Genomic DNA, 19,459 nt, shown 5'->3' with positions numbered 1-19,459 from the left:
TTATCTTTTCTAACATTCAACATTAATTGTACAAAACCCAGGTATCCTTACTGCCTCCACCCTGTGAGCTATTGACTACCAAAGAGCCTTTTTTTAAAGCTACCCTAGTTAGGGCACCGGGTATCACCTCAATTTCTTCCCCGTAAAGGATGTACGGCCTCAGGTCAACATGTCTTCCCTGTAAACCATCTTCTGTCCAGGTAGGCACGGTGGACAAGGACAAGGTGGGCTGGGCAATATAATTGGTAGGATTACCTTTGATTAATTCGCGAAACTTTGTGTGCTCTGATTTAGTGGCCTTTGGTCCAATAAGCATACCATATCCCCCGGCAGCATTGGTCTCTTTCACCACAAGTTCTTCGATATGATCCAACACATACTGTCTGTCTTTTTCTTCTCGACAGAGATAGGTAGGGACATTATGTAAAATAGGTTCTTCGCCCAAATAATACTTGATCAGTTTGGGCACATAAGCATATACTGCTTTGTCATCCGCCACACCTGTACCGGGAGCATTGGCCAAAGCAATATTACCAGCTTTGTAGGCTTCAAAAATCCCAGGCACACCTAACAAAGAATGGGGATTAAAGGTAAGGGGATCCAAAAAGGTGTCATCTATCCTTCGGTAAAGCACATCAATCTGCTCCAGCCCTTTGGTGGTCTGCATGTATACCTTCTTTCCTTTGGTGATCAGGTCCACACCGGACACCAGCTCCACGCCCATTTGCAAAGCCAAGTAAGAATGTTCAAAATACGCAGAATTATAAATCCCCGGAGTCAATACCCCTACTACCGGCTTTTCTTTGTTAGAAATAAACTGCAGCATTTTCAACAACTTCACCGGATAATCAGAAACGGGCATCACCCCTAACTGATTAAACAAATCAGGATAGGCCCGCTTGATGATTTCCCTACTTTCCAACATGTAGGATACCCCAGATGGACAGCGCAGGTTATCCTCCAAAATATAATAATTGCCGTCTTTGTTACGCACCAGATCAGTCCCGGTAATATGGCACCAAATGCCTTTTGGTGGATTCAGTCCAATACATGGTTTCAGGTAATCCTTACTTCCCAACACCAAATCTTCAGGAACAATCTTATCCTTTAGGGCTTTTTGATCATTATATATATCATGGATAAATAAATTCAAAGCATAAATCCGCTGCTTCAACCCAGCTTCCAAGTGCTTCCATTCCTGATTTGCAATGATGCGGGGAACGATATCCAAATGCAGGATTTTTTCGATGCCCTGATTGTCATGATAGACATTGAAAGTCATGCCCATGGCTACCTGATTCTTATTGGCAGCATGCTGAAGATGAGATATCTTTTTTGGACTTGTTTTTTTTAAATGTTTGAGAAATTCAGAGTAATGGGCCCTACATTTACCCTCTTCTGTAAACATTTCATCAAAATTATCCCCAACCTGGTAATTTTTAGTATCCATTTTTCAAAAATCAATAAATAAATATAGCCTATCAAGCTAAGATTTTTTCCTTGAAAATCAAAAAAAGAAGAGAGTGTTAGTTCATGGAAATATTAATGAGTAGACAGATAGGAGGAAGCGTCACCCTGAGAATTTAACATTTAGGGGAATACCCAGAAAAAGAAATGACAGTTTTTGAATCGTCATGCTGAGTTTTTAAATTTGGCATTTACAGAAAGGCAATGACACCAAGGTAACCCCAATTCGGCCTCGGCAAGCTCGGCCACCGGTATCTTCTTTTTGGGAGGAGGGGGAATGGAAAGCGGCTGTGCCGCTTTCCATTCCCCCTCCTTAATAACCAATATTCTCCGTTCCCCGAGCTTGCCGAGGGGCAATTCATAAATCTGTCAATGGTAACATAGTGAAGCATCTTCTCTACTATGGGAGAATCTTCGCTTCACTCAGAGTGACGTACATTTCTGTCAATGGTGACCAGGAAAAAACCATCAAGAAATCGTAGCCCCATTAAAAACTGTTTGATGCGGCTGAAGCAATTTCAGACTTCCGTCTCTGTCTTCAGCCATCAGGATCATACCTTCTGAATCGATACCCATCATCTTCCTAGGTGCCAAGTTGATCAGCATCACAACCTGCTTACCGATCAATTCTTCCGGTTTGAAATGCTCTGCCACACCGGAAAGTACCGTACGCTGCCCCAGTCCGGTATCCACCGTCAGCTTTAACAATTTCTTGGATTTTGGCATAGGTTCAACGGTTAAGACTTTTACTACCCGCATATCCAACTTAGCAAAATCATCATAAGTGATAATGTCCTTCATAGGTGCTGCCTGAGCATTTTCCATTTCATTTTTTTTCTTGGCTTCCAATAATTTATTGACCTGTGCTTCCACCACCTGATCTTCGATTTTGTCAAATAGTAATGTGGCTTGCTGAATGCTGATACCTGACTTCAGCAAATCAGCACTTCCAGCCTTTTCCCATCGAAGACCTTCCAACCCAAGCATACCATACATTTTCCCAGCAGTAAAAGGAAGGAAGGGCTCGGCTACTAAGGCCAGATTGGCAGCGATGTTTAAGGCAATATTTAACACTGTACCTGTTCTTTCAGGATCGGTCTTGATGGCTTTCCAAGGTTCTGTATCGGCCAGGTATTTATTTCCCATACGGGCAAAATCCATCACAAAAGAAAGGGCCTCTCTGAATCGGTATCTTTCAATCGAACTGGCAATTTTCTCTGGAAAAGCAGCCATTTCCTCCAAAACACCCTTGTCAATCTGCTCCAATTGACCAAGTGCTGGAACCTTCCCTTCAAAAAACTTGTGTGTCAGGACAACGGCCCTATTTACAAAATTCCCAAATATGGCCACCAATTCAGAATTATTCCTGGATTGAAAATCTTTCCAGGTAAAATCATTGTCCTTGGTTTCAGGAGCATTGGCAGTCAAGACATAGCGTAGAACATCTTGTTTTCCAGGGAAATCCTGCAAGTATTCATGTAACCACACCGCCCAATTCCTGGAAGTAGATATCTTATCTCCTTCCAGATTCAAGAACTCATTGGCGGGTACATTATCAGGGAGCACATAGCCTCCATGGGTTTTTAAAATGGCCGGAAAAATGATACAATGGAAGACGATATTGTCCTTGCCTATAAAGTGCACCAGTTTGGTATCTTCATCTTTCCAATAAGGCTCCCAATCAATTCCTTTCTCCGCAGCCCATTCCTTCGTAGAGGAAATGTAGCCAATCGGGGCATCAAACCAAACGTACAAAACCTTTCCTTCTGCCCCTTCCACAGGTACCGGAATACCCCAATCCATATCCCTTGTCATGGACCTGGCCTGTAGCCCATCGCCGGCCTCCAACCAGGAGCGGCATTGTCCCAATACATTGTTTTTCCAATCAGAAGCATGATCTACCAAAATCCAATTTTTCAGAAATTCAGTGTACCTGGCCAAATCCAAAAACCAATGCTTGGTCTCCTTCAGCACAGGTGTGCTGCCAGAGAGCTTAGATTTTGGATTAATAAGTTCTGTTGGGCTGAGCGAAGAACCACATTTTTCGCACTGATCGCCATAGGCCCCATCGTGCCCGCATTTCGGGCATGTCCCTTCGATGTAACGATCAGCCAAAAACTGCCCTGCCTCTTCATCGAAATATTGTTGGGTGGTTTGTTCTAAGAATTCTCCTTTTTGGTACAGGTCTTTGAAAAATTCAGAGGCCGTTTCATGATGAATCTTTGCGGATGTTCTGGAGTAGTGATCAAAACTGATCCCAAACTCCCTGAAACTTTCCTTCATCATTTCATGATAGCGGTCTACTACTTCCTGTGGGCTGACACCTTCTTTCTTAGCCTTGATGGTGATGGCTACCCCATGTTCGTCAGAACCACAAACATAGGCTACGTCACGTTCTCTGGAACGCAGGTAACGGACATAAATATCGGATGGGATATAACAGCCTGCCAAGTGGCCTATATGAAGTGGGCCATTGGCATAAGGCAAAGCTGATGTAACAGTATATCTTTTAAATGCTTTATTTTTCATGGGTTGCAAAGATAGGGATTTGCGGGATTGAAAAGGGATCAAACTTTCTTGAATTCCTGCTTAGCTTCATCAGTCAAAATTCCGTGGTAAATAACCTGAACTACCTGATCATAAATTTCAGCAGTATTGAGTTCCAATTTATTTTTCATCTCAGCAGGAAACTGGGATAAAAACTTAGGGTCAATAAGATTTTGTATGGCTGAAGCATACATCAAAACGGCTAAACTTACATTGATATTGGGTGATACAAAACCTTTATCCACTCCTTCTTGTATGAGTTTTTGAAAACGCAGGTAGGCTGATTCACGGATATATTCCTGCAGCTCTTTCCATATGGCGGGAGCATGTTCTCTTAGGTCTTCCAGAAGTTCGGGGTTAATTTGTGCCAGATCCTCAGCTACCACAGTAAGCATGGACTTGAGTTTGGCTGTATAAGAAATATATGGATTTTCCACTAAGGTCTGAACTTTAATGGAGAGCCTGTTTTTCAGAATCTCAAATGAGGCAGCCAAGAGCTCCATTTTCCCCGGAAAATACTTGTATAAAGTTTTTTTACTCATGGACAGGGATTGGGCAATGTCGTCCATGGTGGTGTTTTTATAGCCTTGATCCAGGAAAAGCTTATAGGCTGAATCCAGAATTTTTACTTCGATATCTACTTTTTTACTCATCATAGGTTAATAGGCCTCAAATATAGTCAATCCTAAAGATTTCCATAGCCATCAAATAAAAAGCAGGGTAGATCATGTATTCCTTGGTGATTCTTTGGACATCAGTTAATTTTGGACCCACAGCCTTAATTTTATTTTGAAGCGTATGAATCCAGAGCAGGCCAAATCGAGAATAGAAGAACTGACCCAGCAAATCAATTACCATAACCACTTGTATTACCAAGAGGACAGAATTGAAATTTCAGATTTTGAATTTGATCAATTGCTCGAGGAACTGATAAAATTGGAAACAGCCTTTCCTGAATTACTGGACCCTGATAGTCCCAGTCAGCGCGTAGGTGGCACCATCACCAAAGTTTTTGAAACTGCCCAGCATGAATACCGCATGCTTTCTTTGGGCAACACCTATTCTCCCGAAGAACTGCAGGCCTTTGACGACAGAGTGGCCAAAGGATTGGGACATCGGAATTATGAATATTTTTGCGAACTGAAATTTGATGGAGTAGCCATAAGCCTGGTGTATGAAAATGGACGCTTGGTAAGGGCCGTTACCCGTGGAGATGGCACCAAAGGAGATGTGGTCACGGAAAATATCAGGACCATTAAAAACATCCCCCTCCATATCAAAGGAAGCAACATACCGGCAAAACTGGAAGTTCGGGGAGAAATCTTCCTTCCAAGAAAAGAATTTGATAAAATCAATGCGGAAAGAGAGGCCAATGGAGAGGCCCTTTTGGCCAATCCCAGAAATGCCGCATCGGGCACGGTCAAAATGCAGGACAGTGCCATTGTAGCCAAGAGAAGGCTTAATTGTTATTTTTATCAACTTTTAGGAGAGGATATCGGGGTGAGTCAGCACGATGAAGCCATTCACCTGATTGAAAGCTGGGGATTCAACGTCTCCCCCACCTACACCAAATGTAAGACTATCAAAGAGGTATTTGAATACATCGAAAATTGGAAAAACAAACGCTTTGAACTGCCGCTGGATACAGATGGCGTGGTTTTGAAAGTCAATGATTATGAACAAAGAGAAGAGCTCGGTTTTACCGCCAAAATACCCCGTTGGGCTATAGCTTATAAATACCAGGCAGAAAGTGCTGAAAGTGAGTTGCTATCCATAACCTATCAGGTAGGGAGAACCGGCGCCATTACGCCTGTGGCCAACCTAACTCCTGTGCAACTAGCAGGAACCACCGTGAAAAGAGCCTCCCTGCACAATGCCAACGAAATACAAAGGTTAGGACTACACGAAGGAGATACGGTCTTCGTTGAGAAAGGCGGAGAAATCATTCCAAAGATTACGGCAGTATCTCTGGATAAAAGAAAAGCAGGGGCAACAGCCATCAAATACATAGACCACTGCCCTGAATGTGAGACCCCTTTACAGAGAAAAGAAGGCGAGGCCAAGCATTTTTGCCCCAATGCCAAAAGCTGTCCGCCCCAGGTACTCGGAAGAATTGAACACTTTGTCCACAAGCGTGCCATGGACATTGATTCCTTGGGTACTGAAAGGATCAAAACGCTCATAGATCAAGGCTATATTCAAAACTTTGCTGACCTTTATGAGTTGGAAAGCCAAGCTGAGCAGCTCCTGGGGCTGGAAATGAGTCAGGATCAATACCAAAAATCGGATGATGGCTTCCTGTTTATTTCGCTGCCCAAAGCCTTTTTTGCCCTGACAGAGGGAATTTCCTTATCAGCCATTCAAAAATTTACCGAAAGACATGCTGAACAACCATTGAAAGAAGTTTTGTCCAGCTTCGAATTGTTTATCCGAACCTCCAACAAAAAAGTAGCGCAAAACATCGGAACCATCAAAAAGCTAGAGGAAACCCTGTCCTCAGGCCACCTCCCCCAAATGGAAGACTATCTGCCAGTGGCGGCAGTGCTGCATGTACTTGTAGGCAATTGGATTTCGATGGAAAAATTGACATCAGCATGCATGCATGAAAATACCGTGCACGGCATCCTCTTGAAATTGAACCTGCCCCTGAGCAGTGAGCAGGAAGACCGGATTAAAAAAATGAAGGCAAACACTTTTCAGGAAGGTGTCATATCCAACATGCTGGAGGGCATCAAAGCTTCCATGAATCAGCCATTTGAAAAAGTACTTTTTGCTTTGGGCATAAGGAATATTGGGGAAAATACAGCACAGGTACTGGCCAGGCATTTCAAAAACATTGATGCCCTGGCTGCTGCAGGCACTGAGGATCTTTTGGCCATTAATGGTGTAGGAGAAATTTTGGTGCACAGCACTCAGGAATATTTCAAAGACCCTGAGAACAGAGCCATAATAGAGCGCCTGAAAAGCCATGGTTTGAAATTTGAGACAGAAGCCTCTACCCAAACTTTAGAAAGTGAAATCCTTAAAGGCATGAAAATATTGGCTTCAGGAAAATTGAACCATTTCAAGAGGGATGAGATTATTCAATTTATTGAAGCCAATGGAGGGCAGTACCTTAAGGCGGTTTCCAAGTCCTTGGATTTCATCATTGAAGGAGAAGATATGGGCCCCAGTAAAAAAGAAAAAGCTGAAAAACTCGGTGTGAAATTGCTATCAGAAGCCGAATTCCTTGAAATGGTCGGAATGAAATCCTAAAGTATGAAGTGGTTGAAAAAGAAGATGGTCCAGAAACAAGTGGACGCCAAACTTAAAAAACTAGGAAAAAGAACTGCTCAACTTCCGGAGCAGATCAAATCCATTGGACTCCTTGCAGCTTCGGAAACGGACTTTGAGCAAACGAAGGAATACCTTCGAAACTTATGGGGATATAAAGTAAGTATTTCTGGTTTTTTCTTCGAGGAGGAAAAAAACCAATCGGTACCACAGGTATCAGCCGTATCAGCCCATCATTTCACAATTTTGGGTGGACATAAAAGCCATTTGGACGCCTTTGTCAACGAAAAATTGGATATCATATTGGTTCCCTCTTTACACCTAAACCCCTATTTGCGTTATTTGCTGCTCTCAAATCCAACAGGCTTTAAATTGGGCTTCTATTCGGAAGAAAACAGCCCATTTCTGGATCTTATGTTGGCGCAGGATTCTGATGACTTGAATGAAAATATCCAACATTTAATTAATTACCTCAATAAAATAAAAGAAGCATGCTAAAATTCAATGGTACAGGCGTAGCCCTTATCACCCCTTTTCACGATGACTTTTCCATTGATTTTGAAGGTCTAAAAAAGGTAATCGACCATGTCATAGCCGGTGGGGCGGATTACTTGGTTGTCCAGGGAACCACAGGAGAAACTGCCACCCTAACAAAAGAGGAAAAAAGGGAAGTACTCAAAGCGGTTTTAAAATACAATGCAGAAAAACTACCCATCGTATATGGACTTGGAGGAAACAACACCCAAGGCCTGATAGATGAAATCCAGGCAACCGATTTCAGCGGAATAGATGCCATACTTTCTGTAAGCCCATATTACAACAAGCCCTCACAGGCTGGCATCATATCCCATTACAGGGCTTTGGCCGATGCCTGTCCTGTTCCTGTAATCCTTTACAATGTCCCAGGCAGGACCATGTCCAATATCAGCTTCGAGACTACCCTGGAACTCTCCAAGCACCCTAATATCATCGGTATCAAAGAAGCAAGCGGTGACCTTTCCCAATGCATGCGCATTGCTGCCAAAATGCCGGAAGATTTTCTGTTGATTTCAGGAGACGATATCCTTACCCCATCTATGCGTGTCATTGGTGGACATGGGGTCATTTCCGTATTGGCCAATGCCTACCCGGATATTTTCAGGGATATCTGTCACGCCGACCTGGAAACCGCCAAGAAGGCTGCATTTAAACTACTGGATATCAACCCTATGATGTATGAAGAAAGTAATCCTGTAGGCTTAAAATACCTGATGAAAGAACTGGGTATTTGCGGTGATGCTGTGCGATTGCCTTTGGTTAAAGGTTCAGATGGTCTAAAAGAAAGAATCAGGAAATATAAAATTTGATGAAAACCAATTAAATTAGAAGTTGACTGAGTAATCGGTCAACTTCTTAAAAAAATAATTTTTACATGAAACAGGCCCTTTCACTTTTAGAATTGAACCTTTTGGTCAAAGACACACTGGAAAACCAGTTGGATCCTGTGTATTGGGTGATTGCAGAAATTGCCGAACTCAATCAGGGAAGACAGGGGCATGCCTATCTGGACCTGGTGGAAAAACAAGGGCAGCAAATTGCTGCAAAAATGAGGGCCAATATCTGGGCTTATACCTTCAGGGGGATAGCTTCAAAGTTTCAATCCATTACCTGTCAACCCTTAAAAAGCGGAATGAGGGTATTGGCACAGGTTTCCATAACTTTCCATGAGGTATATGGCCTTAGTTTAAATATCCGGGATATAGATCCTGATTTCACCTTGGGTGAAAGGGCAAGGGTCCGACAGGAAATTATAGAAAAACTATCCAAGGAAGGCTTATTGGTGAAAAACAAAGCCCTGAAATTATCAAAAGTGCCCCAAAAAGTAGCTGTGATTTCCTCAGCCACAGCTGCCGGATATGGAGACTTTGTCAAACAGCTACAAAATAACCGATATGGCTATCAGGTGCAGCATCATCTATTCCAAGCTACACTACAGGGCAATGAAGCAGTAAATAGCCTGATTGCTGCCCTTCAAGCGGTTTATAGCCAACACATGACTAAATCTTTCGATGCCTTGGTACTGATCAGAGGAGGAGGGGCCCAATTGGACCTTGACTGTTTTGATGATGAGGATCTAGCCCGTGAATTGGCAAAAAGCCCAATCCCTGTAATCACAGGAATCGGTCACGAACGAGATGAAACCATCGCTGATTTAGTGGCCCATACCAAAATGAAAACACCTACAGCAACCGCTGAATTTCTAATTTCAGGTTTTTTGGAGTTTGAAGAGCAATTGGAGTGGCACTGGAAACAGATTCAGCGCTATGCGGAACAAGTGCTGTTTTCGGAAGAAAGAAAACTTAGGGACCTGGAACACAGGATGAGACAGCAAGCCACCTTCAACCTTCAAAAGGGAAGGGAAATGTTGCATTATACCTTAAAGCAGATCAGGACTTTAGCCGCCCAACCTCTTCAATTAAGCCGGATCAGATTGAATAACCTGAACCTTAACCTGGAAAAAAGCAGTTTGCTCCGTATCCAAAGAGGTAAAGAACACCTGGATACCATGGAAAAAGACCTGCAAAGACTGAACCCACAGCGTTTCTTGGAAATGGGGTACACCAGGACAGAAATTAAAGGTATCCCCATCCATCAGGCACAGGTCAAGGAAGGAGATGAAATAGAAACTTTTGGCCTCAAACAGAAAATAAGAAGTAAAGTAATAAAATTGGAAAACTATGGAAAATAATACTTTCAGCTACGACAAAGCCATACATAGAATTGAAGAAATTGTAAGCCTTCTGGAATCAGGAGAAAAAGGCATGGACGAACTTTCAGAGCTGGTAAAAGAAGCCTCACAACTTGTCAAAAAATGTAAAAATAAGTTGAGGATGACCGAAGAAGAAATCATTCAGGCTTTAAAGGACACAGAAGAATAAGTCATGGGAAATAAAAAAACAAAGTCCATGATGTTAAATCAACCGAATACAGGAAAATTTAGTATTGTAATAGCCTTAATTTTCTGTTTAATTGTAAATTTGAATGGTTATGCACAGGGCTTTTATCAGGAAAAGCAACCCCGTAACGAAACCTTGGCCCTTGGCATAGGCCCATCTTTTATTTATGCAGACAATGGTGGGCAATACAGCATTTATAATTTTAAGTGGAACCCTGTTTTTTCTCTGATCTATGAAAAAAGGTTAGCAGATCATTTCAGCTTTCGGGCCACTTCAGGCATACAGTGGATCGAAAGCGGAGGCAACCCCACCCCATCTTTGGTGGACCGATGGCTGGAAAAAGAGCAAGCGGTAAGTTTTAATGGTGTTTCCTATTATGTAGATTTTATGCCCATGATAAACCTTGCACCGGTTTTTCACCACATGGTAAGACCAGACTTCAATCTGTATCTGGGCATTGGATTTGGCGCATTATATGCAGTTACCCAGCAAACCTTTAGCCTGGAGCCAACAGCAGTTTCACGCAGGGCCACTGTGTTGACACCCACCCTAACTTTTAGAAGTGGCATAAGTTATACTTTAAATGAATATTGGGATCTTGCCCTGGAAGGAAGCATGATTTTTACATTTTCAGATAAGATTGATGGCAATAACGTCACACAAAACAGAAATGATCATTTGATGCAGGCACAATTGGTCATTCGTAAATACCTCAGCCCGAGATAAAACCACCTTTACCCTACGACTTCCAAATATTTTCGGGGAATATTGACCATCATATTTTGGCTGATTCCGGGAATTCGGATGATGAAATAATCTTTATTGCCTTTCTGTATACACTCCCCTTCCATATCTTGCAGCGGTCCGCCAAGAATTTTGACTATCTGGCCAGCTTCTATTTCAGAATTATCCGTCTCAACCGCCACACCTGTTTCTAGGATCCTTTTGATCGTTTCTATCTCTTTTTCAGGAACTGTGGCGTGCTCTCCTGCAAAATGCACAAACTTAACCGCACCGGGTACCTGAAGTGCCTGCCATAGATTAGGCCTACTGGTTTTGACAAATAAATACCCGTTAAAAAGTGCCTTCTGCACTTTCTTTTTCCTATCGGACCATTGACGCAATTCTTCAATCAAGGGAAGATATACTTCTAGCCCTTGCTCAATTAGCCGCTGTGCAACTTTCTTTTCTGCTCTGGAACTGGTATACAAGACATACCATTTCAAATCGGTCATAAAAAATTACTTTTCCACTTATTTTTCAAAGTTAACAATAATCAATCTCAAAAAATTATACCAAGCATGAATTTTTAAAAAAGTGTTTTTAATGTCATAATAAAAGAAAAAAACCCTTGAGATAACATCCCAAGGGTTTACACATTTAAAAACCACCAACCTTTATTTAATCATGCTATTTTATTCTACGAATCACCATATTGAGTTTATCCGCCAATAAATACATGACAGGTACGATTACTAACGTCAAAAAGGTGGCAAAGGTTAGACCAAAAATTACGGTCCAAGCCATTGGCCCCCAAAAATCAGCATTATCGCCTCCCACGAAGAACTGCGGATCAAAAGAGCTTAACAAAGAACCAAAGTTTATGTTCATACCAATCGCCAATGGTATAAGTCCTAAAACAGTAGTGATAGCGGTTAGCAGTACCGGTCTAAGCCTGGTTTTCCCCCCCTGAATGATGCTACTCAATAATTCATCATAGGGTAGAAATTCATCTTCTGGCGTATTCAATTCCTCTCTTCTTCTTTCTCTGACCAAATTGGTATAATCAATCAATACAATGGCGTTGTTTACCACTACCCCGGCCAGGGAGATGATTCCAATCCCGGTCATTATCACCACAAAATCCATATTGAAAATCACCAACCCAAGGAATACCCCAATGGTACTCAAAACGACTGAGGCCATGATAATAAAGGGTGTAGTCACAGAGTTAAACTGGGCAACAATGATCAAAAAGATCACAGAAACAGCTGTAAATAGGGCTCTGGTCAAAAAGGCAGTAGATTTCGCCTGTTCTTCTTGTTCACCCGTAAATCTCACCGTAATTCCTTCCGGCACATCATATTCAGCTACCAAAGCCTTTAACTGATTATTGATTTCAGTTGGGTTATAACCATCTGTAACATTTGAAAATATGGTGATTACTTTTTCCAAGTCTTTTCGCTTAACCGCCCCATAAGTGGACCCATATTGTACATCGGCCACAGCTGATATGGGCACTTCCTTTTTATTGCCGAATTTATCCCTGAAGTTGATTTTTTTATTGATCAAAGCATTAATGTCATACCTGTACTCATCTTTTAATCTGAGTTGTATTGGATAATCATCCTCTCCTTCCTTGAACTTGGAAACTTCCAATCCAAATAAAGCTGTCCTCAACTCGTTGGCAATGGTCACTGTGGATAAGCCAAAGCGCCTCGCTGTCTCCCGATTGATATTCAATACCACCTCCGGACTTCCAAGTTCCAAATCAGATTTGAGCTCTTCAATACCGGGGATATTGGATGAGGACAGATAATCCCTGAAATTGGTTACATAAGCAATCAATTCTTCAAAGTTCTCGCCACTGACTTCAATATTGATGGGTTTGCCTACCGGAGGGCCAGCAGTTTGCTTATTGACGGTCATCAATACACCTGGATACCTATCCGCCAGCTCTCTGATTTCCTCCATCACCCTGTTGGTATTCACACCATTCCTAAACTGGTATTCAACAAAACTGATCGTTACTTTAGCTTTATGTGGTGTGTTGGCTAAGCTAGGGCCAGCTGATTGGTCACCTGTCCCCTCACCTACCTGGGTGATGACAGCTTCAATGATGTCTTCATATGGATCCAGCACAGCCAACAAATCCTCTTCCATAGAAAGCATAAAGGTATTTGTTGCTTCTGTATCCGTACCAATAGGTTTTTCAATGAAAACATTCACCAAGGAAGGCTGATTATCCGGAAAAAACAGAATTTGTGGCGACCTTACCCCTAAAAGCACTACAGAAAGTACCAATAAGAGTACCGTTCCCCCAAAAAACAGGTAAGGCATTTTACCTCTTAAAGCAAAGCCCAATGTTTTTTCATAGAGGTTTTCCAAAAATACCAAAAAAACATTTTGAAACCACCGGATGGCTGAACGAAGTACAAAAACATTAAATACAGTCAACAAAGCTACCAACATAAAAAGATTACCGAAAACAATCCATTCCGCTATATAGCTGATGATGGCCATTACGGCAAAAACTAAAGCAACCATCAAGTTCTTTTTCTTTGGCTTGTCCATGTTGACATCCTGTACTTTCATATACAATGAAGTCAAAACAGGGTTGACCACTAAGGCTACAAAAAGAGAAGAAGAAAGCACGATGATCAGTGTAATGGGCAGGTACTTCATAAATTCCCCGATGATATCATCCCAAAATGCCAAAGGCATAAATGCCGCCAAGGTAGTAGCTGTCGAAGTAATGATTGGCCAAGCCACCTCTCCTACTCCTTCTTTGGCCGCCCGGACAGGACTTTTCCCCTCCTGCATCAAGCGGTAAATATTCTCAACCACCACAATACCATTGTCTACCAACATCCCTAAAGCCAATATCAGGGCAAAAAGCACCATCAAATTGAGCGTGATACCTAGTGAATTTAGAATGAGAAAAGAAATGAACATGGAAAGCGGAATGGCTATCCCGACAAAAAGCGCATTCCTAAAACCAAGGAAAAACATCAAAACCAAAACTACCAAAATTACCCCGAAAATGATGCTGTTCTCCAAATCGTTGACCTGTGAACGGGTGGTTTTGGACTGGTCATTGGTAATGCTCACTTCCAGATCCTGAGGAAACCTATCCCTTTTCGCCCTTTCGATAATGGCCTTGATTTTATCAGACGCATCCAGTAGGTTCTCCCCAGAACGTTTGACCACGTTGACTGTTACCACGGGAAGTTTATTGCTTCTGGCATAACTAGTCCGCTCTTTATAGGTATCTGTTACTTCGGCCACATCAGACAGGTAAACAATCTTACTGTTTTCTGTTTTGATGATGATTTCATTCAACTCATAAGGACTTTCAAACTCACCGGTAATCCTAAGGGCTTTCCTGAAATCACCAGTAAGTAAATTACCTCCGGAAATGGTAACATTCTCTTGAGAGACAGCATCAGAAATATCACTGAAGGAAACGCCCATCGCCTCCATCTTAAAAATGTCAGCATCAATTCTGATTTCTCTCTCCACGGTACCCCTTAATTCCGCCTTGGAAATTTCCGGAAGTTTTTCAATCTCATCCTCCAAATACTCACCGAATTTTTTGAGCTCTTCTTCTGTGTAATTGCCCGAGAGGTTGACATTCATGATCGGAAAATCAGAAGTATTGACTTCAATCACATCAGGTTCCCTATCCAAGTCAGATGGCAGCTCACTTTTGGATTTATCTACTGCATCTTTTACATCTTGTATGGCTTTTGAAATCTCTACACCCGGATTAAATTCAATAACCACAGATGAAAAATCCTGAACTGAAGTTGATTTGATATTTTTGACGTTGTTAATCGACTTCAATTCTTTTTCAATGGGCCGGGTAATCAAATTCTCCATGTCCACAGGAGAGTTTCCGGGATAAGAAGTCCCAACATAAACTGTAGGAATGACAATTTCCGGAAAACTCTCTTTCGGCATGGTCCTGTAAGCCAGTAAACCCAATACTGTTATAATAACCACTAAAATAACCACAGAGGTCTGGTTATTGACCGACAGGGAACTTATACCAAACTCCCTGATAAGCCCTTTCTTTTTCTCTTCCATTTCTGCCATAAAAAAATTATTCTACAATGGTTACGTTGAAATTATCTCCTACTTCTCTAAACCCCTTATCCACCAAGGTCTCTGTTCCTTCTAAACCCGACAGGATTTCAGCACGGTCCTTATAAACCCTACCCCTTTTGATATAGCGTTTTTTGCTAACATTATCCTCTACGGTGAAAACATAGTCACCCTGATTGTCTTGCAGGATCAGGTAATTGGGAATGATTACTGCATCCGAATTTTCATAGTCCTTGATTTTCAAAATAGAAACCATATTTGGTTTCACATTTGGAATTCGGGGAAGAAAAACCTCCACTTTGAAAGTCCTGTTGTTGGGATTGACGATGGATCCTACAGCCGATACTTTAGTTTTTAACAGCTGCTGTATGGAAGGAAAGGAAATCTCCACTGAGTCACCTTGTGTCACAATGCCAACAAAGCGCTCAGAGACATCGGCCTCTACAAACAAATCACTTTCTCCAACAAACTGGAACATAGGCGTTCCTGGTTGTACAAGTTCTCCCAAGCGAACCAATACAGATTCCACCGTACCATTGAAAGGGGCACGGACCACAGTTCTTGATTCCTGGGTTTTCAGAGATGCCAGGTTTTTCTCCAGAGATTCTTTCCTGTTCTTTGCTTCTAAATATTGGATTTCAGTACCAATCTGCTGGTTCCATAGTCGCTCCTGTTTCTCAAAAAGAATACTTGCCAATTCCAATTGCTTCTCTACTTCATCAATATTTCTCAAAATGGCTTCCGCATCAATTCTGGCCAAAACCTCCCCTTGTCGGACGCGCATTCCCTCCACTGCTTTGATCTCCTGTATTCTTCCGGAAACTTCACCACTAATGGATACATTTTTTTTGGACAATACCGAACCAGACACCTCTACAAAATGCTCAAAATGGGTCCTTTCCGGCTTTAGGGTAGAAATTAAAATCGATCTACGGTTCTGTCTTCCGAATTCCGGATCAAGGCTGGCAATTTCTTTTTCTAAATTTTCAATGGCAGCCCGAAGTGCCGTGGCCTCCTTTTTCAATTTGGACAGTTCTTCTTTCTTTTGGCCCAACTCATCTTTTTCCCCACAGGAAAAAGTCAAAATGATCAGGGAAAGGAAAAGATATATGTATGTTGTTTTCATATGATTTGCTGATTTTTTCTTGTTCTTTAAAGGATTCCTAAGGCTTTTTCCAAATCGACTTTTGCGATCAGGGCGTCGTAAAGGGCAGAAAAATAATTGGTTTCGGCTTCCTTTAGGGCTGAATCTGCTTCAATCACTTCCAAATTTGAGCCTACACCTTCTTCATATTTGATTTTGGCCATTCTGAACACTTCTCTTGCCAATTCCATATTTTCAGATTGAACATCTAGGGCCGAAAGGCTATTTTTTAAATTGGCTTTGGCTTGAAATTTTTCTAATTCAATATTGTATTCTAGAAATTTCTCCTGGTTTTCCAATTGCCTTATTTGAACCCTATTTTGTTGTATCCTGGCACTTTTGGATAAACCATCAAATATGGGAATAGCTAAAGTCCCACCTATAAATGCACCCGTAAACCAGCGGTCAAGTTGAAATAAGGTTCCAAATTCTTGAGCTGCTGCATTTCTTTGAAAAGTTGCAAAGGCAGAAAGCCTGGGAATATACTGAACCATGTTATTTTTTAGGTCAAGTTTTACGAGATCAATATTGGTTCTTACCTGATCCAATTCAACGCGACGAGCACCTTCAATTTCCATTAAAGAATTCACCTCTATTAAATCCTGAAGCTCTTCAAGGGATTCTTTCAGATATACAAAATGATCAGTGGGCAAGCCAATTTGGATTTTGAATAGTTCTACACTGATTGCCGTCGCAGCAATAACTCTATCTAACTCAGTCTTGATATTGTTCCTTTGTACTTTTATCCGGGACACATCAATTTTTTCTACAAATCCAGCTTCAAATAAGGCAGTGGTTTCCTTAAGCAAAGAATCTAATCTACCCAAATTTGCTTCAACCAATACCCTTCTTTGGTCATTTACCAAAACAGAGAAATAGGCCTTTTTAACTGATTCCTTTACATCTATTTCAGTTTTAACCCTATCGTATTCGGTAAGCATTTTGTAAGTTTTGGCTGCCTGAAGGCCTACAAAATAAGAACCATCAAAAATCATCTGGGTAGCTTGAACGGCTACATTGGCAGATAACGGCACACCAAAACGCAAGGCGACAACATCCAATTCGCTCTCAGGGTTTGCAAAAGGACCTTCATTAGGAAAAAAGACCACAGGAATTGCTGCATTGAATGTGAAATCAACATTCCCATTGATTTGAGGAAGACCCTGTGACCTCCTTTCAATTACGGTAGCCTTAGCTATCAATGTTTCCAATTGTGCATTTTTCGCATCCACATTATTTTCTAAAGCATAGCGAATACTCTCTTCCAAAGACAACTCCACCACATTCTGGGCAGAGAGTTGGAATGGACTAATGAACGCCATTAGGACCAATTGGAGGCCAAGAAGCGTTTTAATTGTGGTTTTCATTGTACTGGTTCTTTTGTTTTAAATAGGCTTCTCTTCCTTTTTCTGTAAAAATTCCATGTAAGAAGTGTTCAAATAGTTCCAATTGTAGATCTACAGCATTGAATTTTGAAGGAGGAAATTTGATGGGATCAAAAATGAACATCATCTGTTCCATGCGCATCAAAGCAATGATCTCTGTATTGATCTCCATCCGGAAATACCCCTCTTCCTTACCTTTTTCTAACAGTTCAATTATTTCCTTCAATACATAATCTTTTTTAAAATCTTCGAATAACTGCCAGCACTGCGGAAAATAGCGCTGTATCTCGTTCATGATCATGGGGTTCATATCCCCAAAACGCTGCCGAATAAAATTGGTAAGCCCCACCAAATGCTCAATTACCCCATCTTTTATCTTTGGCAAATGCTCGAGTCTTATAATATCATCTTGCAAGGCATTCGAGAAAGTATCAAAAACCAATTGGTTTTTATCCGAAAACTCCTGGTAAATGGTCTTTTTTGAAATACCGGCAAGCCTTGCAATGTCATCCATGGTTACCGACCGTACTCCAAAACGCATAAACTGCTCTTTGGCGGTCTCAATGATCTTGTCTCTAGTCTCCAAATTTTCTTGATTTTCAGGACAAAACTCTGGAAACTACTGGAAAGTTCAAAGTTTCCTTAGTTTTTTTTGAAAATTTTATTAACATTATGATATAATAAGGATAACCAGTTTTATAAAAAATTCGGTTTAATTTTATTAAACGAAATTAAATTACTTGTACACACCTCTAAGAGCAATACAAATTGCTCAAATATAGATTTACAAAAGAATCAAAAAAGTCAATTAGTCATATGGAATTTTTGGAAACAGCTTTTGGGCATTTGGCCTACCAAAAATACGGAAATGGTCCCGAGGTTTCCTTACTTTTTCATGGCTTTGGGCAAAACCTTAAGGCATACGATACCTTTATCCCCTTAAGGAAACCCAATGAGACCTTTTTGGTCTTTGACCTTTTCTATCATGGGCAGAGCAGTTGGAAATCCATCAATCAAAAATTGACGAAAGAAATATGGAGATCTATTTTGATACAATTGATGGAAAAAGAAGGATTTGACCGATTTCACCTGATCGGATACAGCATGGGAGGTAAATTTTCATTATTAACGTACGAACTCTTCCCTTGTCATGTCAAGTCTTTGCTTTTAATGGCGCCGGATGGGATCAAAACCGGCTTTTGGTACAACATGGCGACTTTTCCCGGCATTCTAAATCGAATCTTCAAACATGTAGTATTTCACCCCAAAAGGTTTTTCAAGACCATGGAGGTATTAAACAGTCTGGGATTACTTCAGAGCTCCATCATGAAATTCGTTAAATCCCAGATGCATACCAGAACCATGAGGGCACAGGTTTATTTTACCTGGAATGTTTTCAAACCTCTCCAGCCTGATCTGGGAAGTATCATCAAAATAATCCGGTTGAACCAAACCCCTATCACCTTGGTGACGGGAAAATATGACATGATGATCACCACAGCAAACCTTGAAAAATTCAGTTCAAAAATAGCCCATCTCAAAACAGTGGAACTGGAATGTGGGCACAATTCCCTGATCGAAGAAACAGCTGCTTATCTGAAATCCTCCAATGACAGAAATGTACTTCGTTCTGAGTGATGCGAAAGCTTGCCCCGATCCTTTCGGGGGGTCTCCCAAAATAGAGGAGATCCTTCTCCTAATTGGGAAAGTGACCGATAATACAACTTGTCCCATGCATTGGGGATAAATTGGCGACACCCAGCCTTTTTATAACCAGACAGTTGGCTTATGGAAAACTATATATACTATGTTTGGGGTTGAAAAAATCCGCCACATAACGACATAGAAAACATAGCAGGGTAGCAGCAAACCTTTGTTTT

Annotated in this window: 15 protein-coding genes; 7 read left to right on the top strand and 8 right to left on the bottom strand. The window is 41.3% G+C overall.

Annotated elements, in window-relative coordinates; translation table 11 throughout:
• Positions 1-22: 22 nt before the first annotated feature.
• The 3 genes from B879_RS03035 to B879_RS03020 all read right to left on the bottom strand — a co-directional run bounded on the left by B879_RS03035 (position 23) and on the right by B879_RS03020 (position 4,667).
• The gene (locus tag B879_RS03035) at positions 23-1,450 is read right to left on the bottom strand and encodes a circularly permuted type 2 ATP-grasp protein (RefSeq protein WP_009183673.1); all 1,428 of its coding nucleotides are present in this window, start codon (positions 1,448-1,450) and stop codon (positions 23-25) included.
• Between the two features lie 485 nt (positions 1,451-1,935).
• Positions 1,936-3,996: a methionine--tRNA ligase gene (metG, locus tag B879_RS03025; RefSeq protein ID WP_009183672.1), complete on the bottom strand. Its 2,061-nt coding sequence runs from the start codon at positions 3,994-3,996 to the stop codon at positions 1,936-1,938.
• Positions 3,997-4,034: 38 nt separating this feature from the next.
• A complete protein-coding gene (locus B879_RS03020; RefSeq protein WP_009183671.1) occupies positions 4,035-4,667 on the bottom strand; it encodes a TetR/AcrR family transcriptional regulator in 633 nt (210 codons plus the stop codon).
• Positions 4,668-4,812: 145 nt separating this feature from the next.
• Here B879_RS03020 and ligA point away from each other — a divergent pair, with 145 nt between their 5' ends.
• The 6 genes from ligA (at position 4,813) to B879_RS02990 (ending at position 10,949) form a co-directional block, all read left to right on the top strand.
• On the top strand, positions 4,813-7,269 hold the full coding sequence (gene ligA, locus B879_RS03015; protein ID WP_009183670.1) for an NAD-dependent DNA ligase LigA: 2,457 nt from the start codon (positions 4,813-4,815) through the stop codon (positions 7,267-7,269).
• A gap of 3 nt (positions 7,270-7,272) precedes the next feature.
• A complete protein-coding gene (locus B879_RS03010; RefSeq protein ID WP_009183669.1) occupies positions 7,273-7,785 on the top strand; it encodes a DUF6913 domain-containing protein in 513 nt (170 codons plus the stop codon).
• Positions 7,779-8,633: a 4-hydroxy-tetrahydrodipicolinate synthase gene (gene dapA, locus B879_RS03005; RefSeq protein ID WP_009183668.1), complete on the top strand. Its 855-nt coding sequence runs from the start codon at positions 7,779-7,781 to the stop codon at positions 8,631-8,633. Before B879_RS03010 ends, dapA begins: the two co-directional genes overlap by 7 nt.
• A gap of 65 nt (positions 8,634-8,698) precedes the next feature.
• Entirely contained in the window at positions 8,699-10,015 is a 1,317-nt protein-coding gene (xseA, locus tag B879_RS03000; RefSeq protein ID WP_009183667.1) for an exodeoxyribonuclease VII large subunit, read from the top strand.
• Positions 10,005-10,205 (top strand): exodeoxyribonuclease VII small subunit, encoded by a 201-nt coding sequence (gene xseB / locus B879_RS02995; protein WP_009183666.1) that lies wholly within the window; start codon positions 10,005-10,007, stop codon positions 10,203-10,205. Before xseA ends, xseB begins: the two co-directional genes overlap by 11 nt.
• A 27-nt stretch (positions 10,206-10,232) precedes the next feature.
• Entirely contained in the window at positions 10,233-10,949 is a 717-nt protein-coding gene (locus tag B879_RS02990; RefSeq protein WP_009183665.1) for a hypothetical protein, read from the top strand.
• A gap of 8 nt (positions 10,950-10,957) precedes the next feature.
• On the opposite strand, the gene B879_RS02985 is transcribed toward B879_RS02990, so the two are convergent.
• The 5 genes from B879_RS02985 to B879_RS02965 all read right to left on the bottom strand — a co-directional run bounded on the left by B879_RS02985 (position 10,958) and on the right by B879_RS02965 (position 18,165).
• On the bottom strand, positions 10,958-11,458 hold the full coding sequence (locus B879_RS02985) for a UpxY family transcription antiterminator (protein ID WP_009183664.1): 501 nt from the start codon (positions 11,456-11,458) through the stop codon (positions 10,958-10,960).
• Positions 11,459-11,633: 175 nt separating this feature from the next.
• Positions 11,634-15,041: an efflux RND transporter permease subunit gene (locus B879_RS02980; protein ID WP_009183663.1), complete on the bottom strand. Its 3,408-nt coding sequence runs from the start codon at positions 15,039-15,041 to the stop codon at positions 11,634-11,636.
• 7 nt (positions 15,042-15,048) lie between these two features.
• On the bottom strand, positions 15,049-16,176 hold the full coding sequence (locus B879_RS02975) for an efflux RND transporter periplasmic adaptor subunit (protein ID WP_009183662.1): 1,128 nt from the start codon (positions 16,174-16,176) through the stop codon (positions 15,049-15,051).
• Positions 16,177-16,202: 26 nt separating this feature from the next.
• Positions 16,203-17,561 carry a TolC family protein gene (locus tag B879_RS02970; protein WP_009183661.1) on the bottom strand — a complete coding sequence of 453 codons (1,359 nt, stop codon included), beginning with the start codon at positions 17,559-17,561 and terminating at the stop codon, positions 16,203-16,205.
• Positions 17,545-18,165, bottom strand: coding sequence for a TetR/AcrR family transcriptional regulator (locus B879_RS02965; protein ID WP_009183660.1), 621 nt, complete (start codon positions 18,163-18,165; stop codon positions 17,545-17,547). Before B879_RS02965 ends, B879_RS02970 begins: the two co-directional genes overlap by 17 nt.
• 230 nt (positions 18,166-18,395) lie before the next feature.
• Between B879_RS02965 and B879_RS02960 the strand changes: the two genes are divergently transcribed.
• Complete coding sequence (locus B879_RS02960) at positions 18,396-19,217, top strand: alpha/beta fold hydrolase (protein ID WP_009183659.1); 822 nt, start codon at positions 18,396-18,398, stop codon at positions 19,215-19,217.
• Positions 19,218-19,459 lie beyond the last annotated feature (242 nt).

This window comes from Cecembia lonarensis LW9 (genome assembly GCF_000298295.1).
Classification (GTDB): domain Bacteria; phylum Bacteroidota; class Bacteroidia; order Cytophagales; family Cyclobacteriaceae; genus Cecembia; species Cecembia lonarensis.
This window is presented reverse-complemented; position numbering and strand designations above follow the sequence as displayed.